The 24,614-nt window shown below is 63.8% G+C and carries 31 protein-coding genes; 4 read left to right on the top strand and 27 right to left on the bottom strand.

Annotated features, from left to right (window positions below; genetic code table 11):
• Positions 1–2 precede the first annotated feature (2 nt).
• The 6 genes from Q0897_RS04480 to Q0897_RS04455 all read right to left on the bottom strand — a co-directional run bounded on the left by Q0897_RS04480 (position 3) and on the right by Q0897_RS04455 (position 4,130).
• Positions 3–542: a hypothetical protein gene (locus Q0897_RS04480; protein ID WP_299307836.1), complete on the bottom strand. Its 540-nt coding sequence runs from the start codon at positions 540–542 to the stop codon at positions 3–5.
• Positions 539–1,981: a ParB/RepB/Spo0J family partition protein gene (locus tag Q0897_RS04475; RefSeq protein WP_299307834.1), complete on the bottom strand. Its 1,443-nt coding sequence runs from the start codon at positions 1,979–1,981 to the stop codon at positions 539–541. Before Q0897_RS04475 ends, Q0897_RS04480 begins: the two co-directional genes overlap by 4 nt.
• A gap of 274 nt (positions 1,982–2,255) precedes the next feature.
• Complete coding sequence (locus tag Q0897_RS04470; RefSeq protein WP_299307832.1) at positions 2,256–2,789, bottom strand: hypothetical protein; 534 nt, start codon at positions 2,787–2,789, stop codon at positions 2,256–2,258.
• 126 nt (positions 2,790–2,915) lie between these two features.
• Entirely contained in the window at positions 2,916–3,227 is a 312-nt protein-coding gene (locus tag Q0897_RS04465; RefSeq protein WP_299307830.1) for an ogr/Delta-like zinc finger family protein, read from the bottom strand.
• Complete coding sequence (locus tag Q0897_RS04460) at positions 3,224–3,715, bottom strand: hypothetical protein (RefSeq protein ID WP_299307828.1); 492 nt, start codon at positions 3,713–3,715, stop codon at positions 3,224–3,226. The genes Q0897_RS04465 and Q0897_RS04460 overlap by 4 nt, the downstream gene beginning before the upstream one ends.
• Positions 3,716–3,806: 91 nt before the next feature.
• Entirely contained in the window at positions 3,807–4,130 is a 324-nt protein-coding gene (locus Q0897_RS04455) for a YdaS family helix-turn-helix protein (protein WP_299307826.1), read from the bottom strand.
• An 85-nt stretch (positions 4,131–4,215) separates the two neighbouring features.
• On the opposite strand from Q0897_RS04455, the gene Q0897_RS04450 reads away from it, so the two are divergent.
• Genes Q0897_RS04450 through Q0897_RS04435 form a run of 4 tightly spaced genes read left to right on the top strand, consistent with a single transcriptional unit; the run spans position 4,216 to position 5,953 of the window.
• Positions 4,216–4,602: a helix-turn-helix transcriptional regulator gene (locus tag Q0897_RS04450; protein WP_299307824.1), complete on the top strand. Its 387-nt coding sequence runs from the start codon at positions 4,216–4,218 to the stop codon at positions 4,600–4,602.
• A gap of 31 nt (positions 4,603–4,633) precedes the next feature.
• Positions 4,634–5,380: a hypothetical protein gene (locus Q0897_RS04445; RefSeq protein WP_299307822.1), complete on the top strand. Its 747-nt coding sequence runs from the start codon at positions 4,634–4,636 to the stop codon at positions 5,378–5,380.
• Positions 5,377–5,649: a hypothetical protein gene (locus Q0897_RS04440; protein WP_299307821.1), complete on the top strand. Its 273-nt coding sequence runs from the start codon at positions 5,377–5,379 to the stop codon at positions 5,647–5,649. The genes Q0897_RS04445 and Q0897_RS04440 overlap by 4 nt, the downstream gene beginning before the upstream one ends.
• The gene (locus Q0897_RS04435) at positions 5,639–5,953 is read left to right on the top strand and encodes a hypothetical protein (protein WP_299307819.1); all 315 of its coding nucleotides are present in this window, start codon (positions 5,639–5,641) and stop codon (positions 5,951–5,953) included. Before Q0897_RS04440 ends, Q0897_RS04435 begins: the two co-directional genes overlap by 11 nt.
• Here the strand turns inward: Q0897_RS04435 and Q0897_RS04430 are convergent.
• From Q0897_RS04430 to Q0897_RS04330, 21 genes are all read right to left on the bottom strand, one after another.
• The gene (locus Q0897_RS04430) at positions 5,950–7,014 is read right to left on the bottom strand and encodes a contractile injection system protein, VgrG/Pvc8 family (protein ID WP_299307817.1); all 1,065 of its coding nucleotides are present in this window, start codon (positions 7,012–7,014) and stop codon (positions 5,950–5,952) included. The genes Q0897_RS04435 and Q0897_RS04430 overlap by 4 nt on opposite strands.
• A gap of 3 nt (positions 7,015–7,017) precedes the next feature.
• Positions 7,018–7,389, bottom strand: a complete 372-nt coding sequence (locus tag Q0897_RS04425; protein ID WP_299307815.1) for a phage tail protein — start codon at positions 7,387–7,389, stop codon at positions 7,018–7,020.
• A complete protein-coding gene (locus Q0897_RS04420; RefSeq protein ID WP_299307814.1) occupies positions 7,389–9,800 on the bottom strand; it encodes a phage tail tape measure protein in 2,412 nt (803 codons plus the stop codon). Before Q0897_RS04420 ends, Q0897_RS04425 begins: the two co-directional genes overlap by 1 nt.
• Positions 9,801–9,804: 4 nt before the next feature.
• The gene (locus Q0897_RS04415) at positions 9,805–9,924 is read right to left on the bottom strand and encodes a GpE family phage tail protein (RefSeq protein WP_299308152.1); all 120 of its coding nucleotides are present in this window, start codon (positions 9,922–9,924) and stop codon (positions 9,805–9,807) included.
• 8 nt (positions 9,925–9,932) lie between these two features.
• The gene (locus tag Q0897_RS04410; protein ID WP_299307812.1) at positions 9,933–10,277 is read right to left on the bottom strand and encodes a phage tail assembly protein; all 345 of its coding nucleotides are present in this window, start codon (positions 10,275–10,277) and stop codon (positions 9,933–9,935) included.
• A 39-nt stretch (positions 10,278–10,316) separates the two neighbouring features.
• Positions 10,317–10,823, bottom strand: coding sequence for a phage major tail tube protein (locus Q0897_RS04405; protein WP_299307811.1), 507 nt, complete (start codon positions 10,821–10,823; stop codon positions 10,317–10,319).
• Between the two features lie 97 nt (positions 10,824–10,920).
• Positions 10,921–12,018, bottom strand: coding sequence for a phage tail sheath subtilisin-like domain-containing protein (locus Q0897_RS04400; RefSeq protein WP_299307809.1), 1,098 nt, complete (start codon positions 12,016–12,018; stop codon positions 10,921–10,923).
• 13 nt (positions 12,019–12,031) lie between these two features.
• Positions 12,032–12,385 (bottom strand): GPW/gp25 family protein, encoded by a 354-nt coding sequence (locus Q0897_RS04395; protein ID WP_299307808.1) that lies wholly within the window; start codon positions 12,383–12,385, stop codon positions 12,032–12,034.
• Entirely contained in the window at positions 12,382–12,927 is a 546-nt protein-coding gene (locus Q0897_RS04390) for a phage baseplate assembly protein V (protein ID WP_299307806.1), read from the bottom strand. The genes Q0897_RS04395 and Q0897_RS04390 overlap by 4 nt, the downstream gene beginning before the upstream one ends.
• 94 nt (positions 12,928–13,021) lie before the next feature.
• The gene (locus Q0897_RS04385) at positions 13,022–15,451 is read right to left on the bottom strand and encodes a hypothetical protein (RefSeq protein ID WP_299307804.1); all 2,430 of its coding nucleotides are present in this window, start codon (positions 15,449–15,451) and stop codon (positions 13,022–13,024) included.
• Positions 15,452–15,453: 2 nt separating this feature from the next.
• Positions 15,454–16,839 (bottom strand): hypothetical protein, encoded by a 1,386-nt coding sequence (locus tag Q0897_RS04380; RefSeq protein WP_299307803.1) that lies wholly within the window; start codon positions 16,837–16,839, stop codon positions 15,454–15,456.
• A 3-nt stretch (positions 16,840–16,842) separates the two neighbouring features.
• Positions 16,843–17,076 carry a hypothetical protein gene (locus Q0897_RS04375; RefSeq protein WP_299307802.1) on the bottom strand — a complete coding sequence of 78 codons (234 nt, stop codon included), beginning with the start codon at positions 17,074–17,076 and terminating at the stop codon, positions 16,843–16,845.
• A complete protein-coding gene (locus Q0897_RS04370) occupies positions 17,073–17,693 on the bottom strand; it encodes a hypothetical protein (RefSeq protein WP_299307801.1) in 621 nt (206 codons plus the stop codon). The genes Q0897_RS04375 and Q0897_RS04370 overlap by 4 nt, the downstream gene beginning before the upstream one ends.
• Positions 17,693–18,559 carry a glycine-rich domain-containing protein gene (locus tag Q0897_RS04365; RefSeq protein WP_299307800.1) on the bottom strand — a complete coding sequence of 289 codons (867 nt, stop codon included), beginning with the start codon at positions 18,557–18,559 and terminating at the stop codon, positions 17,693–17,695. The genes Q0897_RS04370 and Q0897_RS04365 overlap by 1 nt, the downstream gene beginning before the upstream one ends.
• On the bottom strand, positions 18,556–19,218 hold the full coding sequence (locus tag Q0897_RS04360) for a hypothetical protein (protein ID WP_299307799.1): 663 nt from the start codon (positions 19,216–19,218) through the stop codon (positions 18,556–18,558). Before Q0897_RS04360 ends, Q0897_RS04365 begins: the two co-directional genes overlap by 4 nt.
• Positions 19,219–19,258: 40 nt before the next feature.
• Positions 19,259–19,429 carry a hypothetical protein gene (locus Q0897_RS04355; RefSeq protein WP_299307797.1) on the bottom strand — a complete coding sequence of 57 codons (171 nt, stop codon included), beginning with the start codon at positions 19,427–19,429 and terminating at the stop codon, positions 19,259–19,261.
• A 12-nt stretch (positions 19,430–19,441) separates the two neighbouring features.
• Complete coding sequence (locus Q0897_RS04350; protein ID WP_299307795.1) at positions 19,442–21,688, bottom strand: hypothetical protein; 2,247 nt, start codon at positions 21,686–21,688, stop codon at positions 19,442–19,444.
• Between the two features lies 1 nt (position 21,689).
• Positions 21,690–23,021, bottom strand: coding sequence for a phage tail protein I (locus Q0897_RS04345; RefSeq protein ID WP_299307794.1), 1,332 nt, complete (start codon positions 23,019–23,021; stop codon positions 21,690–21,692).
• A complete protein-coding gene (locus tag Q0897_RS04340; protein ID WP_299307792.1) occupies positions 23,018–23,902 on the bottom strand; it encodes a baseplate J/gp47 family protein in 885 nt (294 codons plus the stop codon). Before Q0897_RS04340 ends, Q0897_RS04345 begins: the two co-directional genes overlap by 4 nt.
• An 88-nt stretch (positions 23,903–23,990) precedes the next feature.
• Positions 23,991–24,293 carry a HigA family addiction module antitoxin gene (locus Q0897_RS04335; RefSeq protein ID WP_299307790.1) on the bottom strand — a complete coding sequence of 101 codons (303 nt, stop codon included), beginning with the start codon at positions 24,291–24,293 and terminating at the stop codon, positions 23,991–23,993.
• Entirely contained in the window at positions 24,293–24,574 is a 282-nt protein-coding gene (locus Q0897_RS04330) for a type II toxin-antitoxin system RelE/ParE family toxin (protein WP_299307788.1), read from the bottom strand. Before Q0897_RS04330 ends, Q0897_RS04335 begins: the two co-directional genes overlap by 1 nt.
• Positions 24,575–24,614 lie beyond the last annotated feature (40 nt).

Here is a 24,614-nt window from a genome sequence, read left to right as displayed (position 1 = left end):
GATCATGCGACCTCTCGCCGACGCTCGCAAAGCTCGATGACGTTCGCGTGCTCGGTCGTGAAAGTGATGACCGTGACGCGAGGATTGCAGCGCCACCCGGATATGTCGGCTTTCGAGAACCCGTTTTGCTGGGCACGGTCCCAATCGCGAGCAAATGACGCGCGGCTGCCGAAGCCTTCGCGAAGTGCCCCCTGCTCGTCGATATCCTGAAGGTTCTGCTCCTCGACGAGCGCAATTCGGAGCACCATACGCGAGAAAGTCTTCGGTAGCGTACGACCCGCGCGAGGGCTGCCATATCCTGCCGGCCGATCAGGCCAGTGCGCGACAAAACGCAGGTCGAGGTTCGGATCGGCCGAGCTCGCCTGCAATGGAGAACGGCCGTCGAAGCGAACGGGCAGATAGAAAGGTTCGCGCACCCAAAGCTGCGCGCCAGGCACAACGAAGCGCATGCGCCCGGTGTTGATACGGCGGATGTTCACCTTGTGCCCGGCGGCGATCTTTCGAGCGTCGTCCGCCGAAATGTTGATCGGCTGCGGGGTCATGCCGCCGTCTCCTCGACCTGGTCGTTTACGTTCGGATCCTGGTCCGGGTCGGCGGGGGCTTCTTCTTCGGGGTCAACAGGCTCCCCATCGGGAGAGGCATTTTCCTCTTCGGCCTTACGCTGCGCTTCGGCCTGGGCCTCTTCCAGATCGATCTGGCGGGCGGCCGCTTCGATCTGCGCATTCTGGTCGTCACGTTCGACGCGCACGATTATCGCGACGTAGAATTCCCCATCGGGGCCGGTCCGGATGGGGTCGACATAATGTGAGGTCGGCCAGAACGCGCGACCCTCGAACGCTGTGCCTTTCGTTTGCGGAGTGGCAAGGCGCGCGGCGCGCAATTTGATCGCTTGCTCGCGGGCGATGGCGGTACGTTGCTCGGGCGTAAGCGGCTTGTGGGTGGCCGAGCTCGCGTTCTCGATCTCCGGCACGAAATAGCTGTTGAGCTGCTCGATCCCGGTTCCGTCCGCCTTCAGCGCGAAGGCCGCGATCGCATCAATGCGATCCTTCAGGCGCACGCCACCGCTGCCTGTCCAGACTTGGCGGAACCCCTTCGGCGTCGGAGGGCTTTGGTAGATGGGAGCCGTTACCGGGCGTATCACCGCGCCCTTCCACCCGTTGTAGTCGGCTAGGCGATTGGCCTCGCCTTGCGCTTTTTCCATCGCCAGCTTTTCGAGCAGCGTAGGATCGATCAGCATTTCCCGCTCGCCATCGTCGAAGAACAGGTCGGCCTCTATCCGCCCACCGGCGTCGCGATAGGCGTCGAGGCCGACATAGCGCGCGAGCCGATCGTCGAGCGAATAGACGCGTCCGGCGAGCGCATCGCGGATCCGTTGCGGATCGTGCGGTCGGAAAGCCGATTTCGCTTCGCGGGCGAATATCTTCAGTTGCTCGTCATGGTCGGGATGACGGGCGTAGGCCTGCGCCGCTGCCAAGGTCAGCGCACCGTCACGCAACCCATCGAGGATCTCCGGCGCGAGCGCGGCGAGGGCGAGACGCTGGCCGACGATCCGATCGGACACGCCGAAGCGGCGGGCGCAATTGGCGATGCGTTCCGCCTGTGACGCCATGCCGTTTGCCTCGTATCCGTCGACGATCGCGGCGAAGGCCTCGACCTCGTCGGCAGGGTTCATCGCGATCTTTTGCAGGTTTTCGGCAAGGCTGGCCTCGGTCGCGGCATCGCGCGGCACGACATGAACGGGCACGGGCCAGTTGTACGGAAGATGCTTGTCCTTCGCCAGCAGGCGAAGCGCGCGCAGGCGGCGACCGCCGGCGTCGACTTCGAACGTGCCGGATTTCGCGGCGGCGCTTACGACGAGATTTTGCAGAAGGCCTTTCGAGCGGATTGAATCGGCAAGCCCCGCAACGTCCTCGTCGACATTTGTTTTGCGGACGTTCCGGGGGGAAAGAGCGAGCTTGTTCAAGGGGACGGATTGGGTCATGGGAGGAGTTCTCCGTTCTCAGCTTCGATGGGATCGGGGGTGCCCGCGGCGGCTTCAGACACCGGTGCGGGCGAAGGATGGCGGGAGGGGTTCTGGCCCTTCCCGTCATCCCATGAGGCGGCGAGCCAGAAGGCAGCGCCGATAATGACGCCCCAAAAGACAGCCGCGATTGGTGCGGCAATCGCGAGACCACGCCACACATTGCCGTTAGCGATGGGGTGCAATTTGCCGTGCATCCGCTGGCGCGTAGTCTCTGGCTGTGGGGGCCGGGTCATCAGTCGAGCGCCGGGGGGCAGGCGGTGCATCGGTCCGTCTCGTTGTCACGCCAACCGCAAAGCCCGTCTTTCGAGGCGCAAGGGCGATCCCATGTGCAGCCACAGCCGGTGCAGATCCGCGGGCAAGGCAGTTCGCTTTCGGGATCCTGCGCGAAGCCGACCAGGGTGAGATAGATATTGAAGTCGAGATCGATCTGATCGGCGATCTGCGCGACGCGGCGGCGGTTCTCGATGATGTGATCCGCCTCGATCGCGTGAAGCTCTTCCTCGATCGCGGCGCGGTCTCCGGGCGTTGCGGCGATGATGACCGCCAGTTCGGAACGCTTCCAACCCGCCTTGGCGCGGCGCAGGCGAACATAGGTGCCCGGCGTCATACAGCGCCTCGATCGTGCAGTTTCGGGGCGGCGCGGCGTGTCGGTAAAGCGCGGCGGCTGCGCTTCGGGCGCGAGGGCCGTTGCGGCAAGAAACGCGCGGGCCATCGGACCTGCGGGAAGGCGTGGCGGGCGGGTACGGGCATGAGCGTTCATCGACATGGGATTGGCTTTCTTCAGACAGCAGAAAGGGGTTCGCGAAAGCGCATGGCTTCGCGGGCGGCGGTTGGATCGATTGGGGATCAGGAGGCTGGCGGTTGCCAGCGTCCTTTGTTGTGTACGTGGGTTTTAGAACCCGACGGGCACAGCGTCCGGGTTGCGGTCATCGTCGTTCGCCGGGGCGGCGACCGGCACCTCCCGGCCGGCGGGATTGTCGTTCACGGCGCGTCGAGCGAATGTCGAAGTGCGCAGGTGGATTTCGGGATCGGGGATCGCACTCGGCGAAATGGTATGGGTGATCGTCATGTCGGCAGCGAAAGTGTGCCCGCATTCGGCGTTCCGGCATGCGATATTCAGCTGTCGGTAGAGGGGCGTGACAGCCCGGCTCGTCCGGACCGTGGCCCGTGACGAGCAGTGGGGGCAGGCGATCGATACGCTCATGAGGCGGTTCCTTCTTCAACGCGCAGGGTTCGTTCGGAGTTGAGCCGCGCCCGGATGGCCGCGAGCGTATTCGTCTTCGCCTCGATCGCTTCCTCGATCTCCCGAATGGCGGTGACGTAATCTGTATGGCTGGCGCCGGGGCTGGCCGCGGCGATGGCGGCGGAGATGGCCTCGCCGCCTTCCTTGGCCGCGCTGGCGACCGCCTCGGCAATGGCCTCCGCCGAACCCATGGAATTCGACAGGGCCGATTTCAGGCGCGTGGCGTAGCATTCAAGGAAAGGGGCGCCTTTGCCGCCAGCCTCCTGAAACGCGATATCCAGCAGCTCGGCCGCGTCGAGACGGATACCGGCAGCGGCATCGGGATCCGACCAATTGCGAATCGTGCGCTCCGACTGTCCGAGGATGGTGGCGGCGCCCGCCCACCCGATGGTGCCGGCGATTTTCGTTAAGGCGAGTTCGAAAGTCAGCGGGGCGCGCAGCTTTGTCATTGCGTGGGCTCACTTGCAAAAGAGGCCGCGGATCGCACGGGCGCTGCGGCCGCGGCGGTGATAGAACCGGTGCATGGGGCAAGCAGGGCGATCATGGGGCAGGCGCCCCGAGGGGGGTTGCGACGCTTCGACGGGGGGATGTCGAAGCGTCGCTCTCCGCTGCGCAGGGTGCGGGGGTAGCCACAGCGGAGGAAGAGGTTTCACGCGGGTAGATGTCAGGGCGCAGATCATGGCGGGATACGCCGGTCGCGGCTTCAATCGGCAAAACGTGCTCGGCGGGGAGAGGCTTCGAAACCTGCAGCCAATAATTCACAACCGACTGCCGTTTGCCAATCAACTTGGCAAAAGCAGTCTGCGAGCCCGCTCTGCGGATCGCGATCGCCAGAGGCGAATTCGATTCATGTTCCAATGCCATTAGCAGGGGGTAACGTTAAATCGTTAGCCGAGTCAAATGGAAAGTCGTTAGCGACGGTAACGGAAGATCGTTAGATAATGGGCCTATGCTTCTGGGACAGCGAATAGCTGAGCGTCTTGATGCTTTGGGGATGAGCCAAGCCGAATTGGCGAGGCGCGTTGGCGTGCGCCAAAGCACGATGAATGGTTTAGTCAACGGACGATCGCAGGGCACAAAGCATCTGCATCAGATTGCGCGCGAGCTTCAAACTACGCCAGAGTACCTGTCCGGTGAAAGTGATGATCCCGATACGGGGTCGGAAGATATTCTGTCTTTCGATGACCGGGAATGGCTGCGCCTAGTTGGCGCGTTAACACCTGCCGTTCGTACTCCGCTCATGCAGATGCTTCGCGAAATGGTTCGAGTGCAGCAGGGCGGCCGCAGCTCGACTCTGCACGACCCCAGCAGCGAATTTCTCGGCTTTAATCAGTGACGGTGCGAAACAACATGCACAGGGGAATGAGATGGATTGGTTGAGTAGGCTATCGGAAGAGTTAGGTGGCCGGAAGGTTGTGCCGCTCGATCCTCCTGGCCGGAAGTCGACCGAACATATTGTGGAGGCCGACGATGTGACGCCGGCGGGCGAACCGGATGAGGCTTCAGCGTGGTCGGCTTTCATCACCTACACCAGCGCGGAGGGAGAAGAGACTTCGCGCGTGATTACGCTGCGTCGTATTTCAGGATCATTCGGGGCACCGGAATTGATCGGTGCTCACTGTCACAAGCGGGATTGCTATCGCACGTTTCGGGTTGATCGGATCAGTTCGATGGCATGCGCAGTTACGGGCGAAGAGCTGGACCCGGTCGAGCATTGCATTGCATTGCATCGCAACGGAGCCTTGAAAATCGAGGACAAGGTGCTCACGCGCGTGATGCGGATTATGACCTTCATGGCGCGATGCGACGGTGAATTCCATGCGTTGGAGCGTGACGCATTGGAGGATACGCTCGGTCGGTATTTTCGGTTCTTCGGCGGTGACGACGAGTCTTATGAATGTGCGATCCGGGAGGCGCCACGGCTTGCCCCATCGTCCGCTGATGTTCTGAAGGCGCTCAATTTCCTTAAGCGAGCTCCGCAGCGTCAGGAACTGGCAAGATTTGTATTGAACAGCGCAGGTGCGATGGTCGATGCGGACGGGCGACATACCAGTGAGGAATTACTCTGGGCTACTGAATTGAGTTCGGCGCTCAAGCGATTGGTAAATGCGTGACCGATAATATTCCGACCTACGAAGAGTTGGATGCGCAACTCGAGGCTATTCGCTCGCAGGCGCATAAGGAGCACGAAAAAGCTATCGTGATGTTCATGGATCAAATTCGGATAAACGCCGGTCTCATAGAAGCGCTGCGGAATCTCTCTCTTAAAGGCGAGCTCGATCCCGCAGAAATCATGTCCCTAAGCAGATCCTTCAGCAAAATGCTGAGCGATGCGGAGGAGTTCGTCCAGCTAAGTCTTTTAGGAGGCGAGGGTGTCTCTTGATACTCGACTAGCGGAGATCCATGCTAAGCAGGCGAAGTTGGATCAGATGCAGGACCAAATCATGAACGGAGGAAACGGACTAGGCGGGAGCGGGGGCATGGATGCTCGCGTTACAAGGCTCGAAGGACGTATTGATAAGATTGGCGATGAACTTTCCGGCGTAAAGGTCAATCTAGCTACATTGACTGAGCGAGTCGCCCACCTTCCCTCCAAAGGTTTTATCATCACAGGATTATTGACATCGCTTGCTGTGATTACGGCACTTATCGCATTCGCTGACAAACTGCAGGCGCTCGTTTCCTAAGCCTTCGCTTCCAGCTTCATCCGTGTCGCGAGCCCACCGCCCGCATCGAGCGCGTGGGTCAATTCGCCAACAAGCCACGCCTGCCCGTCGATTTCTGACTTGAAGCCCGAAACCGCCAGCGCGCGATCTGGATATAGATCTGGCCGACCGTGCACGAGCTCGATCTCGAACTCTGCCGCCGCTCGCTCCATCTTCTCGCTTTCGCTTTGTGCTGCGCGCTTGGCTGCCGCCTCGCTGGCGAAGCTCCGCTTTAATTTCTTGCGTGGCCGATCGCTCGCTGCACCGGTTGCAACCGTTTTCCGCTCCGCCGCATTTCGGTCATCCCATTCCGCCTCGACGCCCCCGAACTGCCCGCGCTCACCGCGCCGGTAGCTGTAGCGATCGCCGCTTGCGCGCGTGATGGAGGCGACGGGGATAGGGGTGCCGCTGGCGGTTTGTCCGGCGCCGATCGGGGCGAAGATGAGGCGGCCGGCCTTGATCGTGGCGGCCGCGTCGTAGCGGCGGCCGAGCCGGCGAAGGAGGGCGGCGTCGCTCATGCCGTTCTGCTCGATAGCGTCGATAACGATGTCGGCGAGCTCGGCCGCGATCTGCGCGGTAAGGTTTTGCCGGGTGGCGATGTCGGAGACGATCTCGCCCAGGGTGCGGCCGATATGGCTGCGGTGCTGGCGTTGATCGAAGCTTGCGCTGAAATTAGCCGAGCGGGCGCGGAGGGTCACGATGTCGGGTGGGCCGCTCCATTCGACTTCGTCGACCTTAAAGCGCCCCTTGTCGACCAAGCCGATCGGCACGTCGGACCCTTCGACCCAGCCCAGCTGCAGCGCGAGCACGGCGCCCGGCTTTGGCAGCTCGAGTGCGCCGTCGTGATCGTGGAGGACGATGTCGAGCTGGTCAGCCTCGCCCCCGCGCTTTTCAGTCAGGGTCAGCGAAATGAGCCGGGGGCTGATGGTTTCGGCGAAGCGTTCGCGCAGGATCTCGGCGAAGACGTTCGGGGCGTCGTGGCGAAGGTCGCGACCTTCCAGCGTGAGGCGATAGTCGGCGCGGTTCTGGCGATGGCTGGGCATGGATCAGAGCCGGCGCAGCTCGAGCGTGAAGTCGGCGCGGCGGGCTTCGCCGGTGTTCAGGAATTCCGATTGCCGTTCGTCCAAGCTGACAATGACGCAATCGCCGTGCACGGTGCCGCGTGCGTCGACCAGCGCATGCGCCTCGCCGCTCGCCGCCATGTCACGCAGGGTTCGGATTGCCGAGTGGCGTCCAGACAGGCCGGGCAGGACGATGCCGGACAGGGAGAAGGTTTCGGCGCCGGGACCGAGGAACTGACTGGCCGGGCGGGCGCCGAAGCGCGGCGTTTCCGCGTGGCGCCATTCGGTGCGGCGGACAAGATCCTGAAACGCGGCGGTGCCGATCTCGAACGTGAAAAGGCCGAGGGCCATCAGCATCAATCGTCTCCAAAGCTGGAACGGCGGCGGGCGGCGGCTTGCCTGGCATTCGCCTCGAGCTCGCGCCGAACGGCTGTCGCTATATCGCCTGCCGATTGGCCGGGGTGAGCCGCAACGGTTATCGTGATCGGGCCTGAATAGGTAATTCCATGGTCGGAGCTACCCGCGCGCGCGATAGGCGATGGTGCTGCCAAGGGGCGATAACCACCCGATGCAGCCGCTGCCGGCATTGCCGCGATGGAGGCCGCGCCGGCTACGCCGAGGGCGAGCCGGCGGGCGCTGTTTTGCGCGGCGCGGCTGCGGCGATCGATGCCGATTGCTATGCCGTCTACTATATGTCCGCCATACGCCATGAAAACTCGAGACGGAGATTTAATACCGAGTTTCTCGGCGAACTTCGCGCCGATGGTGCCTGCTAGGTTGAAGATGGCGGATATGACGCCGCCCGTCATCGACGCGATGCCACGAATCAATCCGCCGACGATATTTGCCCCGAAACCGAAAAACTTATCAACAAGCCCGCCGAGGAAATTCCCGATTTGAATGAATGGACGCATGAAGGGTCTGACGATGCCTCCAACGGTGGCCAGCATCTGTAAGGTCGCGCTCTTGATCTTGTCCCAATTGCGAATGACGACCGACGCGGCCAGCATAATGGCAGCGAGGAAGGGGGCAAAAATGACCACGGCACCCAGAAGCACGTTTCGAATGGTGGTCCAGTTGCGCTGAAAGAAGCCTGAGATTGCACCCCAATGTTTGTAAATGGCGTAGGCCGCTGCCGCGACCCCTGCGACGACTAGACCCCACGGCCCCATCATCAAGCGCAGACCAATACCGATCAATCGGCCAGCTTTGGCAACCAGAGCCGCAGAGCGCGGTAGCTGAGTTGCGAACCGGCTCACCCCTTCCACCTTCTTAAAGTAGCCGTAGGCGGTCGCCATCGGTTTGAGCAGTCCGCCGAACGCGAATTGCAGCCCGCCCAACGCGACCTTGCCGAGCGCGAGGGCGGTGACCAGCTTCAGCATCATGCCGGCGGCGGCCGGGTGCTTTTCGGCGAAGGCTGTCACCCATTGGGCGCCAGCGGAAAGCTGGTCGGTCAGCGTGCGCAAGAAGGGCAGCAGCACCGGCGACACCGAGAGCACGAGATTGCTCATCGCGACCGACAGTTCACGCCAGGCAACCGTCTGGTCATTGGCGACGCGCTGGTCGAAGGCTCGGTCGGTGACGCCGGCGGCGGCCCCGACCTTGTCCTTTGCCGCGGCGAAAGCGTCGTAATTCTGGATCAGCGTGCGCATGGCGGCGGCCGATTCCTTGTCGGCGAAGGCATAGCCGATCTTCGACAGATCGCCGCCAGTCGCTTGCCTGGTCAGGGCGATCATCGTCTCGAGCGGGGTGATGCCCGCCTCCGCGCCCTTTTTTATCGCGGCGGGGACGTCGAGGCCGAAGTTCTTGGCAAAGGCGGAGACCGTCGCGGGCGCGGTCAGCTTCGTCAGCAGATCGCTCGCCTGTGTCGCGGCCTGTTCCGAACTGCCGGCTCCGCTGCGCACGGTTTCCAGCATCGCGATCAGCTCGGCCGTGGCGTCGGTTCCGGTTTGGCCGAGCGCCTTCATCTGCGCGGTCAGGCTGGGCAGGGCGGCGGCCATGTCCTTCACCTCGAATGCGCCGACATTGCCGCCCTCGGCCATCATGTCGAGCAGCTTGCCGGTTTGCGCCAGCGGGATGTTCATCGTCTTCAGGCCGGAAAAGATCGCGGCGGCCGCATCGGTCCCCTCGACCTTGAACGCGGTCATGAAGCGGGCCATCGGCGCAGACAGCGTCGCCGCATCCTCGACCGCCATGCCGAGCCCGGCCAGCGTGTCGACAGCCAAGGCCATGTCCGCCGGCATCTGCTTTCCTGCCTTGGCCGCGGCGGTGATGTTGTTGCGCACGCCGATCATCGCGCGATCGGTCAGCTCCGCCTTTTGCTGAATATCGACGAGCGTGCTGGAAAACTCGCCGCCGGCGCGGGCAGCGAGTACGATCGGGGCGAGTATGCCGATACCGCCGACGATATTGTCGCGGCCCCGGCTCATAAAGCGATCGCCTTGGGCGCGGATGGCGTTCGCGCGTTTGTCGATCTCCATGAGGTTGCGCTGGCGCTTGAGAGCGGCGTTCGCCGCTTCGACATCGCGCGTCAGCTTGCGCTCTTGCTGCGCCAGTTCCGACAGTTGGCGTTCGCCGTCGGCCATGCCGACCACGAGCTGCTGGCGAACGTCCTTCAGCTCCTTTTCAAGCCTTCGGCTTTCGCTCGCCATGTCTTTGATCGTATCGCCGGCGCTGCGCCCGAGACCAACGAGATTGCGCAAGCCGCCCTCGAGCTTATCGAGGCCGGCCTGCGCGAAATTGACGACGAGATTGAGGCGGTTGTCCACTTGATCAGCCTTCCTGCCCGTTCATGGCGTTCCAGCGGGCGACGGCCCGTTCCCGCCAGCGTTGCAGATCTTCGAAGTCGAGCGCTTCCAACTCGGACAGCGGCCAGTGGAAGATCGCGGCGATATCGGCGATCAGTTCGTCGACGTCGTGCCGGTCAGCTTTTCGATCTGCGCTTTCTGACGCGGCGTCATAAAAAAACCGAACACCGTGCCCCCGATCTCGGCAAAGTCATCGGCCTCCAGCTCGGCGGCTTCCTCGGCCGTGAGCGCCGGATTGGATATACGGGGGATCAGCGTGATGAGCGCCGACACGTCGGCCTGCAGGATGTCCTGCATCGTGAGACCGCGCAGCGCGCCCGCCTTGGGCTTGCGCAGGGTGATACGCTCGATCGTCGTATCGCCGCGCGTGATCGGCGTGGCGAGGGCGACGTCGGCGGTCTGCGGAACGGAGGCGGCGGGAGCGGGCGTGTCGGTCATGGGTCAGGCCTTCGTGATTGGGGGCGAGGGGCGCGGCGATCAGCCGCCGATGATGGCGCGGATGTCGGCCATGCGGTCATTGCCGCCGACCCGGTAGACGCAGTTCAGCACGTCGATCTCGACCTCGACCCGGCCCGCGATCGTCCATTTGAGGTAGGTGAGGGTGGAGGCGACCTTCCATTCGGTGTCGCTGCCCGCCTCGGCGGAGCCGGGATCGATCTCGGTATGGCGGCCGCGCACGACCAGCTCGGCCGCGACCGGGCCGCCGGCATCGTCAGCCTGATAGGCGCCGACGAAGCGCAGCATGGCGCCATCGATCCGGGTCAGGCCGAACTGGCGCAGCACGCCGACGACGAGGCCGCCATAGGTCGCCGACATGGTCAGCTTTTCGAGGCCCATGTCGGCATCGACAGGCGCGAGCATGCCGGCGCCGCGATATTCCTCGGACGCCATGGCGAGCTTGGGCAGCTCGAGTTGCTTGACGATGCCCAGGTAGGATGCACCGTCATTGAAGACGTTGAACTGTTTCAGCTTGGCGGGAAGCATGGTCGGAAACTCCTTGGATGACAGGCGGGCCGCAGGCGGCAGATCAGATGCGGTTCAGCTGATCGCCGAGGCTGGCGTAGAAGCGGTCGGACACGCGCTAGCCCAGCGTCAGCCCCTCGAGCGGGGCGGGCACGGTGAACTCGTAATCGAGCGCGAGCTGCCCCGCGCCCAGCGAGGCGGCGGTGTTCGCGGCCATGTCGAGCGGCAGCACCTCCGCGCCGATCAGCCGGCCTTCACCTTGGAGGCGGCGGAACTCGGCATTGATGGTCTCGGAAATATCGCGGACCAGGTGCGGGTTGAGCGGCTTGTCGATCGCCCAGACCAGCCCCTGCGCGATCGTGTCCTGCAAGGCCTGGCTCGAGCGGACGGTGCTTTCGAACGCCCATGCCGCATCGTCCGCGCAGGTGCGGTTGCCCCAGAAGCGATAGCCGTTCATGCGCGCCATCGTCGTCACATGGCCAGCGTTGAGAACGCCGGCGGTCGTGCTCGCGTCCTGAAGATCGAAGTGCACGTCCTTCGTCAGCCCCGTAACGCCGTTGATCGCGACGTTCGACAGCGTCTTGTGCCAGCCCGTTTCCTCATCGATGCGGGCGCGCAGGCCCATGGCGCGCGCGACCGCATCGCCGGGGAAGACATCGGTGCCGGCAAAATCGGGCCAGATCAGCATAAGTTCGCGTGCGCCGAAATTTTCGCGATAGGTGACGGCGGCGGCAGCATCGGTGCCCTGCGCCGCGGCATAGACGAAGCCGCGCAGTTTCTGCGCCGCGGTGACCAGCGCATCGGTGACCAGTTGCGTATCGAGGCCGGGCGCGCCGAGGATGCGGGGGCGCACGCCGAGCGCCGCTTCGGCGCCGAGCAGCGCCTCGATCCCGGTGAACTGCCCATCGGTGACGCCGCCGATGACATTCGTTTCGGTGTCGGCGGCATCGATGCCTTCGGCCACGCGAACGACGACGATGACCGGGCTGGCCTGATCGGTGATGGCGGCGAGCGCATGGGACAGCGTGCCCGTGGTTCCGGCCTTGGCAAGAGCGGCGCGAATATCGGTAACGAGTGCCGGGCGGTCCAGCGGGAACGCGGCCGCGTCGGCATCGTCGGCGGTGGCGACGAGACCGATGACGGCGGTGGCGACCGATTGCAGCGCGCGAACGCCGGCGGCGAGTTCATTGACCTTGATGCCATGGAAAAAGGGCATGGGAAGGGTTCCTTCAGTTGAGGCGCGGGAGCGGCAGGGTCAGCCGGGTGAAGCTGTTGGGTTGCGGGACATCGGCGCGGCGGCCCTCGATGACGAGCGCGGCCTTGCCCGCTTCGCCCAGTTCGAGATGGCAGCGCGTGAGGGTGAGTTGCGGGAGCCAGCGGCGCAGCGCATCGGCGGTCGCCGCGTAGAGATGGAGGGCGGTTGCCTCGTTTAGCGGCTGATCGAGCAGCGAGGGCACGGCCGAACCGTAATCGCGGCGCATGACGCGCGTGCCGATCGGCGTGAACAGCACATCGGCGGCGGCCTGCGCCAGCCATTCAACGCCGTCGATCGCGCGGCCGGTTCCGGCATCGAGGCCGGTCATTGCGGCTTGCCCGAGAGCGCGGCGCCCGCCTGCACGTCCTTGTGCCGGTGGTCGGTCAGGCTGATTCCGTCCGCGACGATATCGCCGGTGGCGGTGAGCTTGCCCGACAGTTCGACATCGCCGTCGATCGCGATGCCGCCCTTCGCTACAATGCGGAACGTGGCACCGGCGGGAAGTTCGAAGGCGAGGGTGTGCGCTTGCGGATCATAAGAGAGTTGCGCGCCGTCATCGAAGGCGATCAGTTCGCGCAGCGTGTCGCCCGCAAGGGGAAAGGCGTTCTGGGCGATAGCGCCCAGCGCGATGCCCTGCGCGATATCGCCGCCCGGGCAGAGCAGCAGCACCTGTTCGCCAATACTGGGCGGCGACCAGATGCGGGTCTTGCCCTGCCGTCCGGCGGAGAAAGGGATGGGCGCGGTACGGATTTCGCCGATCGCCACCTTGACCAGGCCGGCCTCGAGATCCACGGCCGCGATCGTGCCGACGCGCAGCAGCGCGGCCGTGTCGATCGGCTCTTCGTCGAAGGGGAAGGGATGGCTGGCCATGACGCGGCACATTGCCGGGCCGCCCCTTCAAAAGCGCGGGCCGCTTGTTGTAACCGTGCCATTTACAACAAGCGGGGGCCTTATCGTGGACTTGCTATAGGCTGACCGGATCGGTCCAGGCTTCGGGCTGGTTCATCGCCCCCGCCGCCTGTACGAGACATTTCACGTTGCCCGTCATGCCGTCAGGCACGGTGTAAGACGCACCATGCTTGCCGCCGACCGGATAGCCGTCGATGTGCCATAGATATTCGATGTGTGACACGCTCGGCAGCTTCGCATCGCAGGTGAAGGTCCGCGTGGCCTTCGTGAGGGTCGGACGCGCCGTGAACGGCGCGGGCGCTGTCGCCGGATAGACGATTTCATTGCGCTGCAATACCTCGACCCAATCAAGCCAGTAACGGATGATGGCCCATTCTTTCGCAGGCGTGCCGGTATTGGTCGTGGTTTCGGCGCCGTTCCCGTCGAGCCACAGCTTGTTCCCGTCCCAATCGACCTTCTGCGAAACGCGCCGGAAATGCCCGCCATATTCTTTCGCCTGCGTCACGCGGGAACATGTGTTGGCGATGACGTTGAAAGGCTGTAAGTGCATCGGAGAGGTAGGGAAACGGAACAGTTCGACCATGCCGCTCCGATCCGTGACCGATTCAGGGCTGTCGAGACAGATGTTGATATAGATGAAATCAGGATCGACGCGGATTTCCCAAGTGACCCATTTCCCGTCCCATCCTCGATATTGCGTATTCGCAGGCCACCCGTTCGAGTCCGTCAGACTGCCAGCGTGCCCCTTGTTCGATGAGAACCGGTCCTCGACGAAACTCCAATTGGTTTCGTGGACGTGATTGACCGCACCGTTCAGATAGGCCGCGTTCCACCCTTCGGTTTCCCAGTAGTCGAACTCGATACGATGTTCGTGCCCCCATTCGAGCGTGCGAGTGCCATAACCCCACAGCGCCCAGAACAAGGCCGGTAGATCAGCCTTCGGGTCCGACCAGTGGTCCATCTTCGTGCGGGCGCGGACGACATAGCCGCCCTTGAACGAGCGACCAAAGCCGCTGTTGTCCGTTGTGAATATGGCCGTCGAAAGGATCTTGCCTTTTGACACGTCCGGTTGGGGATCCTGAATCGGAATGTCCGCTTCGGGCGGCGGAACTGCATCGGGGGCCACGTCGGGATACCACCGCTGCAACAGTTGCAGCTTCTTTCGCGGGCCGTTCCAGCGTATCATTTCCGGCGTGAAGGGGTTCTCGCTCGAAAAGGTTATCATCTGCGGGTTCTGTCCCCCGGCGTCACCGCCGATCGCGGGGTTCCATCCCGGCCCAAACCATTGCCCCCGTTCGTCTGTGCGATAGACGGAACTGTCGGCCACCGTGCAGATACGAAAATCGTCCAAAAAGACGCGAGTATAGTCGGTCAAGGGCAGCGAAGGCCCGCCCCGATTTGCGTATTTCTTGGTGTCGTCTGCAAGAAATGTCGCGGTTTCAGTTCGCCACGCATCCCAATCGGTCTTGGCGAGGCGGAACATTTCATCGAAGTCGTCCGCTTCGACGACAGGGTGCGTTGTCCGGTAAGGATGGTTGGTTGGCAGGCTGGCTTGCTGCCCAACGTCCCAAGCAACCCACGCCTCCAATTTGCGCTCGAATTTCTCGGACAATTCGCCCTGACCCATGAACAGATATTTCAGGGTCACCTTGCTATTGGTGGTGGACTGAAACGGCCCAATGATGGTTCGTATGCCAAGCTTGCGTACGCAATTCCACCGCTTGTCAGGGGCACTATGCGTCGAATGAGGGACGCCGTTAAGCCGGCTGAACGTCTTGCCGTTGCGGCGATGCGAAAGCGAGATGTTCCAGCGCGTGTCGTCAAAAACCGGGCCGTCGCAATCCGAGATAAACGAATTGTCACGGCGATTGCCCGCCGATCCGGCAAGGGGAAGGCCGGTCGTTTGGTCGAAGTCGCGTTCTTGCCCGTCCCATTGCGAACGGACCTTGCCGTTCACTACCGAAACGCGCGGCATCTTGTGCGTGTAATTGATCGAAAAGATGTGCCCATCGTCCACCGGAGCCTTGTTCAATTTGAACACAGGCATGAACCAACGCATGACAGGCGCGCTGCTGGTTTCCTCGGACTGAAAAAGAAACTGGCCGCTGTTTTCCGCAAAGACTACGCCGTCCGCTGTTTTCGTCGGCTGCAACGCTTCGTTCGTCTGATAGCCGATGCGAGGCGAAAGCAGTGTGTCGTAGTCGTTGCCGACCAGCCCGCGCGGCACCCATTCCGCGACCTTCCCATCCGGCAAATCTTCGGCATAGAACGCGCAGAACAGATGGCGGGGGAACACGTCGGGCGTCCATTTTTCGCCAATGTTCGGAAGCCGGGTCGTGACCTCTTTGATGACGCCGTCACCAATATCGACTTCATATTTGATTTCGGCGGGAAGCCGCTTGATGGCAAAGCCGGTCGCGGGTCCGGTCGCTCTTTTCCAAGCGGTTTCACCCTTCTTGCGATAGAATACAGAACGCTCGGCCATGTTCAATTCTCCGTATAATTCATTGAGTAGGCTCCGCCATCCATCGTCCCGCTGTCGTTGGGTTGCGTGTTGGCCTGGATGGAATAGGCGCCGGCCTCCACGCTCTCCTGGGCAGGAGCGGGGGCCGGTGTGGCAAGCGGCTTGATCGAGACGTTATCGAATTGGGCGAATCCGTTCTCACGGCCCACCACGAAGTGCACCGCGTTCGTCGCGCGGGCGGTGAAGTCGATGAAATCCGTGCGCCATGTGGAACCGTTATATGCGGTCGGGTGCGACGCGAAGGTCGTTGAATTTGGATTAATCGTCTCTTTCATCACGAAGAGAGCTTCGGAATTATCTCCGTTCGGATTGCGCCGATCAACCTGCAACCGATACTGCTGACCTTCGATCAGGTTCACGGCTTGAAATACATAGGGGACGGCCCCGCTGCGCTGGATGCTCAGAACACCGTTCGATATCGTGACATTGGCGGGGATGTTGCTATTCCACGGTGCCAGTCCGTCGAACGTCCCATTCGTCACGAGATCGGTGCTGACCGCCGCGATCGTGAGGTTCACAACGGTGTCGCGCGGACTGTTTGGCGAACCGGCCAGCGTCTCGGTCAGCGTGATCTGATAGTCGCCAGCGACACTGTCGCCGTTGACGGCCAGAAAGCCCGGCTCGATAGCGAGCCATGCCGGGCTTTCGCCGGCGATCGCGATATCGCTTCCTTGCGTAGCGCCGATAATCGGGATCATCGCCGCGACGCCCTCGTTGACCGTCGTTTGGTCGATGCTCAAGGCCGCGAGTTCAGGGCCGACCTCGGGGATATCGCGGTCCCCTTTGCGCGCCGTAATCTGGATGGTGCACAAGCCCAGATCGACCGTGCGGCCGGTGGGATTGAACAACCACAGCGTCGCCTCATCGGTGCCGGTGATCTGCGGCGTCGCAACGAGGCCCAGCAACGGGGTCGAGACGGCAAAGCCCATCACGATATCGCCGAGTTCTGCGCCCGGCACCGGAACAGGGATGCTGTCGCTGTCGAGCGTGTCGATCGGCGGCACGGTTATCGTGACCTGGCCGATGAATTCCGGATCTGTTTTGGCCTTCAGCGGTACGCCGGCGGGCCAGATGCCTTCCACCTTGGGGCCATGAATCGCGGCGGCGTCCTGATCGAGATAGAAATCGCCATTGCGGCCGAGCTCCGCCGGCGGCGGTCCCTTACCCGCGCGCCACCCTGTGCCGTCCTCCCCATCGCGCGGTGTTGGCAATCCGGCGAGCAGCCAGTCGCGCAGCGTGCCGAGCGGCATGCGTTGTAGCGCGGTCGCGCCGACGCCGATCGGCAGGCTGTCGACCTCGTTGATGTCCGTCAGCTCGTCGAGGTTCTGGACAAGGGTGGTCTCGGGCATGGCTCAATCCTCGCGAGCGTAGGTGGGTTCGTCGTCGCTTTCGAAGCTGACGCGGCAATGGTCGGGCTCGAAGAAGAACAGGGCATCGATGGTGGCGACCGCGAAGCGGCCCCACCAGATGCCGCGCAGCTTCGCTTCCCAGCTTCGGCCTGAGAATGTCTGGTCGCGATTGCCGCGCCAGACCGCGTTCCAGAATTGCGACCACGCGCCGCAGACCGAGACCAGCCAGCGCGTCATGGCCAGTTCTCATCGGCCGAGACGTCGATGGCGGGATCGCCTGCGAGCAATTCGAAATAGCGGTGATAGATGGGTTGCCGAACGGCAGCGGCCGCCTTCAGCACTTCGAGCCATTCGCGCCCGGTGACCGCCGCCGGGCCGGTGTCGGTGACGATGGCGATGCGGGTCGTATCATCGCCGGTACCGGCGAGTGCCTGCGCGTAGGGCGTGACGTCGCGGCTCCACGCATGCATGTCCGCCTCGGCCGTGCCGATTCGATGGGTGCCGCGCGTATCGCCGAAGTCGTAATCGAAGCCTGCCGCGAGGCGGCGTTCGCGCTCTGCGATCAGCGCGGCTTCGAAATTGGCGCGCGCCTGTTCCGCCATTTGTGCGCGCTCTTCGTCAGAGAAGTCGCGAGCCGTCCACGCCTGTTGCCAGCGGCCGGAGACGAGCTCGGGCGCTGCGGCTTCCTCAACGACGTCGCCGTCGGGTCGGGTCGTAGGATGGACGATCGCATAGCCGCGCTTTGCGAGCATGGCCTCCGACGGTTCGCGCGGGAAGCTGTCGGAAGGAAACTCGGCGCGCAGATCGGCAAGCGTGCAGGGGAAGCGGCGATCGCGGGTGCGGATAAGCTGCATCAATAGATCTCCACAGTCTGGCTGGAAGCTTCATCGACCTTGGTTGAAGGGAAGGCGCGTCCCTGACCCCAAACGATGCGGAGTGCGCCCTGCGCGCCCTTAGCGAAGGTATCGCTGCTGCTGGTGGAGCAACCGCCGCCGCCGCCGAACCTGCCGCCTGCGCCGCCGCGCGACGAACCAGCACCGCCTTTTTCACCGCCCGATCCACCGCCGCCCGGCGCGGCGGTGTCGGAGCCCCCGATCCCCGACGCGCCTTCACCATACAGGCCAACACCGCCGCCGCCGGCAGAATACACACTGCCGTAGTGACCGCCGCCGCCGCCGCCGCCGCCTCCGCTGCCCGCTGTTCCTGTGCCCGGCCTTGACTGCGTTCCCGATGATCCGCCATCGCCACCATTCCCGGAATAGCCGCCGGCGCCGCCGCCGCCGGAACTGGCGCTCCCGCCAGAGCCGCCGCCAGAGGCACCGGCAACGCCGGCAGTGGCGCCATTTGTGCCGCCGGATGTCCCATATCCGCCGGTCGCATATAAAATGCGCTGACCGTTCTGGCGCAGGGATGTTTCACCTCCGGCCGAACGAGTAGCGTTATACGTGGCTGATGTTCCGTAGTCGGTCGGACCGCCTCTTCCGACATTGATGGTCAGAACCTCGCCGGGCGTTACCGGAAGATCATTGTGCCACAACAGGCCGCCGCCCCCGCCGCCCTTGAGATAAGGGCCGCAGTAGCCCCCGGCGCCCCCGCCAATCATGACAACGGAAATTCTGCGCACTCCTTCCGGAACCGTCCATTGCCGGGATAGAGAAGCCGCCGTAAAAACAGCTTCCCCACTTGGGGGCGTGCCCGTCGCCAACAACATCTCGATCATGCACGCGGCCCCACGGTGCCCAGCCATTTGGCGCCGGTCCAGAACAGGACGATGCACATTTCGGTGCCCTCGATCACGGGGGCGGCGCCGTCCGACCAGGTTACCGGCGCGGGCCAGCTGATCATGCGGGTCGCAAGGCTGGCGCCCGACAGGTGAACGACAGCAGTGAGCGCGCGGTCCGCCGCCGGCGGATTGGCAAAGGTGATGGCAATGTCGGAGGCGACATTGATGCGGAACACCTGCGCCTTGGCAAAGTCGAGCGCGCTGGTCGCAGGCGCCGACAGCAGCGAGACCGAACCCAGATTCGTGCGCAGGTCGGCGGCGACGTTCGACAGATCGGGCCTGGCAAAATCGGTTGCCTTGGCCAGCGCAGCCGAACCGAGACCGAGATTGGCGCGCGCGGCCGCCACGTCGACGAGGTCGCCAAGGTTGGCATCCTTGACCAGTAGCGGATCGAACGCGCCTTCCTCGCGCAACCGTTCCTCGAGCGCACGCACTTCACTTTCGATCGCGAGCACCTGCTCGAAGATCGGCTGCAGCGCCTCGGTCAGCCGTTCGAAGCCGATGGTGCGCAGCTCGTTGATGACGGCCGCGAGATCGGGCTGCAGCGCTTCGAGCGCGCGGAGCCGGGCAAGAAAATAGCCCGACATGCGGTTCATGCGCTCAGGCGATGCAGCCGGGTCAGCCGCGAAGTCGATCTCAGAGGGGAGTGACATCGTCCACCGCCCCATCCGCGATCATTGCATCGAGCAGTTCCTGATCGACGGCAATCTTCGCGCCCGGCTTGTAGATGAAGCCGCGGCGTTCGAAGGGCTTTGACAAGCCGACCCTGTAAAAGCCCGACGACGATTTCTGATAGGTGTTGGCCATCGGCCGGTCTCCTTAAAGCGCGTAATCCTTGCGGGTGGCGATGTGGAACAGGTCGAGCGGATTGGCGGCCGCGCCGGTCAGGCGAATGCGGTAGGACGTGACCGCACTGCCGAGATCGAAGATCCACGTCCGCTCGATCGCGCCATCCTCGGCGATGCGATCGACGTAAGAATTCGCGGTGCGCGTCGTCGCATAGCCAGCGCCCGTCAGCAGGGTGCAGCCGGCATCGTGTGCGGCCTCGTCGAAATATTCGAGGCGGGCGATGACGCGCACCGTGGACGATCCTGCGCCGGGCAGGGGGCGCGGCTTCGAGACATGCAGGAGGCTGGTCTTGGACGAGGACACCTTTACCTGCGAGCCGGTGAGGGTGAGGGCGGGCATGACATCGGGTGTGCCGTTCATCACGACGCGCAGGGGAAGCAGCGGCGAGGTTACGCCGCCCGGCGTCAGGTCCAGCGAAGGATCGAGCGGATGCCAGGCATTGGCGATCTGCACTTCGTATGTGAGCTGACATGCGCCGGGCACGATGCTTTCGGTGAGGATATCGATGTCGGAGATCCCGCCCGCCAGCTGCAGCGGTTGCAGATCGATGACGGCCCGCGATGCGCCGAAGTCGGCGGCATGGAGCGAGAACATGATATCGCGCGAGGTATCGCCCTGCTGAAACACGCCGTCGATGACATAGAAGAACGTGCCTTGCGGATATTCGCTGCCCTGGACGGTGGCGAGCCAGTGATCGGCCGAGGTGATGATGACCATCGCATAGCTGCTGCCGCCCGAAAGGAAGACAGGCTGCACTGGCACAATCGTCTCTTCGTTCAGCTTGAGGTCGGCGCGCTCGATCGTGGTCTTGGAAATCACCTTGTCGAGCAGCGGCAGGCCGCGATCGGTTTCGCAAATGGCGACGGTGACAGACCCGGCCGCAGCGAGGCGAGTGAAGGTGAGGCCGACAGCGTCGAGCCACATGTCATTCGCCTGCAGCCAGGTCTCGGCCACCTGCGCGCCTTGCGCGACATGGGGCACCTTGACCGTTTCCCAATAGGGTTCTTCGACGCGATCGCCCCAGAACTGGGCGATGCGGGCAGTCGTCGCGCGCCCCCCGCGCACGTCGAAGCCATTGTAGACGACGAATTTCTCGCCGTCCTTTTCGAAAAGGAAATTGTCGGTTTGTTTGCCCGACTGCCACCAGATCGAGCTCGTGCTGACCGTTCGCTTCGGCCCCGTGCGCAGGCGGGAGCGGGTCGATTTCTTCTGCACCAAATCATAGGTGCCGTAGGAATAGGTCGAGACCTGCACCTCGCCCGATCGCTTCGTCAGCGCAAAGCGCTTTACGCGGTTGTAGGCCGGGAACAGCGTACCGCCGACAAGCCGGGCGCGAGGATTGAGAGCATCGAAGATCTGCAACTCGCTCTTGGCAGTGCTGGCATTGGGGAAGCGCACGCCATCCTCGACCATGGCATCGTAACCGGCAAAGGCGGTGTCGGTGCTTTCCTCATCGAGGAAGAAATCGGCGGCGGAATCGACGGCGGCCGTGGGAATGCCGACCTCTTCCTCGAGCGTTGCGAGGCGTAGCAGCGAGCGGCCATAGGTATCGGCGCCGACGAGACCGCGCTGCCCCTTCGCCAGGGCGGAGATGTCGGAGGCGAGCGAGCCGATCTGCGGTTCGGCGCGGGCGCGGAAATCCTCAATCCGCGCGGTGCGGCCGCTCAAGGATTGCACGCTGTCGAGCGCATTGGCCGCATTCATCGTGACGCTTTCGATGCCAGCGGGGGTAAGCACGATCTGGGCGACGACGGTGACATCGGCGCCGACGATCGGCGCGGTCGGGTCCGCGTTTTCTTCGCCCGCGACCGTGTTGATATTGGCGATACGCGCGCGCTCCATGGCGACGACGCGCGGTTCGGATGCGCCGGTTTCCTCGTTGATCAGGAACTCGCGCGGGCGCTGGTCGGTCTCGACTTCCTGTCCCCATGCGACGAGGCTGACGATCTTGCGGGTCGCGAGCGGCAGGGAGGTGGTGAAGTCCTTCTCGAACGCGGCGGCGCGGTCGAACACCTTGCCGCCAGAATAGAGCCGGCCCGGCTGTACGGTGACGGTGGTGACACCGGTGGCGGCGGCCTTGAACCCTGCAAACTTGCGTTCCGGCGTGACCGCATCGGCCACGATATGGTCGAACGAGCTCTGCGCGAAATCCTGCAGATTGTTGTAGTCGGCGGGATCGTTGTCCATCCCGTCGCGGAAGATCGTGCGGCGTTCCATGTTAGACCTTTCTGAGCTGGCCGAAGGTGAAGTCGCCGAAGCGCAGGTCGCTGGCGAAGGCGGCGCGGCGATGATTGGTGGTGTCGAGGCGGATCGTATCCCGGAGCGCCCTGGAGACGCCGACGGCCTCGATCGCCTTTGCAAGCGCGGTCATGTCGGCCGCCTTGCGAAAGCCGGCGCGGTGCCAGCGGCCCGAGCGGCGGCGGGGGCGGTGCATGGGCACGGCGAGCTTCAGCTCGGCCGAATAGGGATCGATGCCGAAGCGCCCGTGTCCGTGCCAGGACAGGGCGCGGCGCCGCGCGCCCATGCGGCCCGGCGCGTGGAGGGCGATGCGGTCATAGAGGAACAGCGGCGCGGCGCTGCGCATGAGGAAGCCGATGCGGCCGTGATGCTGCCGCCCGAAGAAGGCGCGGGGTGCAGGCGCGATGCGGGGCTGCGCGATGCGTTGCGGTCGGACGTCGACCGGTGCCATGCCGCGCGTCGCGGCCAGTGCCTGTGCATCGGCGTCAGCGCGCATGGTGACGATGCCAAGTTCGGCGCGGCTATGGGTGAGGAATCCTGTCCCATGCCCTTTGCCATGCCAGCTGCGGCGTGAGCGCGCGTTGGCCAGAAAGACGCGGGTGATGGTGCCGCCCTCGATATCGGCGAAGGTGATGTCTTGCTCTTCGCCGCGGTCATAGAAAGTGGCACGGCGACCGTAGAGCATCGGTCCGCGCGAGTGGCGATGGAATGCGACGGGCTTCGCCGGGGCATCGATCGAGCGCGCCTCGCCGGAAAGGCCGCCCAGGGCGATGCCGTCGCCAGTGCCGATCGCGAGAGTGACCTCGGCGAAGCTGCCGCCGCCGTGGAATTGCCGCCGCGCACCCGGCCCGGTGTAGAAGCCATGGGCGCGCGGAGCGATGCCACGGTGCGCGAAAGGGTAGAGCCGGATCTGAGGTAGGTCGGCCCGCCATGCGCCACGCTGTGCCTCGCTCATCGCGCCGCGCAGGAAGCCGCGTGCCGGCGGGCGGATCGCGCGCACCAGCTTTACATCGACGAGATCGAGATGGGCGCGAATGCCGGCAAGCGTCGTCTTGCCTCGGTGCAGGGCGAGCGCATGGCGGCAGACATTGCGCTTCTTCGCCTCGGGCCAGGCATCATCCCACAGGTCGATGGAATAATGCCACGCGAGGAAACCTAGGTAATCCGCCGGGCAGCGATCCGGATCCATCACGTCGCGGACGAGATGGACAGGCAGCGCGGCGCGCGCGGCGGTTGCATCTTCGAACGCGCGTTCGAAGCCGCTCGCGTTCGGCGGCAGCAGCGGGCCGGCTATCTGGGCCGTGCCGATCATGCCCGGTCGACCGTAATCATGAGGTTACGCAGCCAGGCCGCACCGGCGTCGCCAGGGACGATATCGGCCAGCGGGCAAGTCGCATGTTCGACGCCGCCGACGCTGGCAACGGCAGCCAGTTGCTGCGCGTAGACGGTACGGCCGATCGCGTGGCGTCGTGAGGCATAGGCGCGCACCGCGCGTTCCGCCTCGATGCGCACCAGCGTCGGATCTGGACCGCGCGCAATGGTGAGGCGGATCTCCGCATCATAGGGCAGAATCGTCGCACCGCGCACCGAGACGATATCGGTGAGCTGCACCGCGTCATCCTCGGCAAAGGCAGCGGCGACATCGGCGACAATATCGGCGGGCACGTCGCCATCGCCATCGCGGCCGAGGAGGATGATATCGACACGCCCGCCGCCGCGATTGATCGCGGCAACATCCTTCAGCGCCGGCGCGATTCCCAGCGCACGCGCGCGATAGAAGCCACCGGTGACGCCGGCATGGGGCAGAGCCTCGGGCGCAAGCTGGATGCGGGCGCGCAGCTCGTCATCGCTTTCCATGACCGCCGGTTCGGTGGCCGTGGCGGCGGAAAGCATGCGCCGCGAAACGCCGAGCAGCGCGCCGATCTGGTCGAGATTGCCGCCGCGCGCATAGGCCAGCATGGTCGAGCGCGCGGCATCGTCGATCGCGTGACGGGTGAGCAGTTCGCGCCATGCCACCACCTGCAGCAGCTTGACCGCCGGATCGCTGTCTACCGGCGTGTCGAACTGCGGCCAGCGTGCCTGCAGATCGGCGATCGCGTCGCCGAGGATCGCCTCGAAATCCTGTGCCGCCAGCGTGTCGGGCGCGGGCAGGGCGGACAGGTCGAGTGCGTTGGAAGATGGCGAGGCGGGCATGGCCGCCAGCTATCGCGCAGGGATGGCAGGGGCGGCGAGCGGCTGTTGTTGTAGGGGGGCGGTTTACAACAGAGCGGGCGTCTTCGGTCTAGGCAGGCATAGGCAAGCGTGCGACGGCCAGATCATCTCGGCGTTCCTCCGCTTGTGCTAGGTCATACGAAATCTGCATGCGCAGCAAAGTTTCCGCCGACAGGCCGAACGCCTTTTCGAACCGCAAAGCCATCGTCGCCGACAAGGCCGCGCGACCGTTCAATAGGGCGCTCAGCGCTGCGCGAGTGACGCCCAGATGCTCTGCGGCGGCGGTCGTGGTCATCTTGTAGGGTTCGATCGCGTTGCGCGCCAGCCAGGGGCCGGGATGGACGAAGATCGAGGGGTGAATCTTGATAGCCATCAGTGATAATCCTCCAGATCGAGATCGGCGATGCTGTCGGCACCGGTTTTGATGAAAGTCATGCGCCAATTGCGGGTCACCGTCAGCGCGAAGGTGCCCGCCCGGTCTCCAGTCAGCGGGTGGAAACCGAAATTCGGCGGCGTACCCAAGGCATCGAAATCGGTTGCCGCAAGAATAAAGGCGATCATATCGCGGATACGCGCGGGTTCGATCAGGCCTTTCGCCTTGCCGGTTTCGACGAATTTGCGAAGCGCTTTATGCCGGATGGTCTCGATTTCCATGCATAGTGTATTGTCATACTATACGCTTTTGCGCAAGTGT

This window comes from uncultured Croceicoccus sp. (genome assembly GCF_947496385.1).
Lineage (GTDB): Bacteria > Pseudomonadota > Alphaproteobacteria > Sphingomonadales > Sphingomonadaceae > Croceicoccus.
The sequence above is the reverse complement of the archived record's forward strand: the minus strand, read 5'-3'. Positions and strand labels throughout refer to the sequence as shown.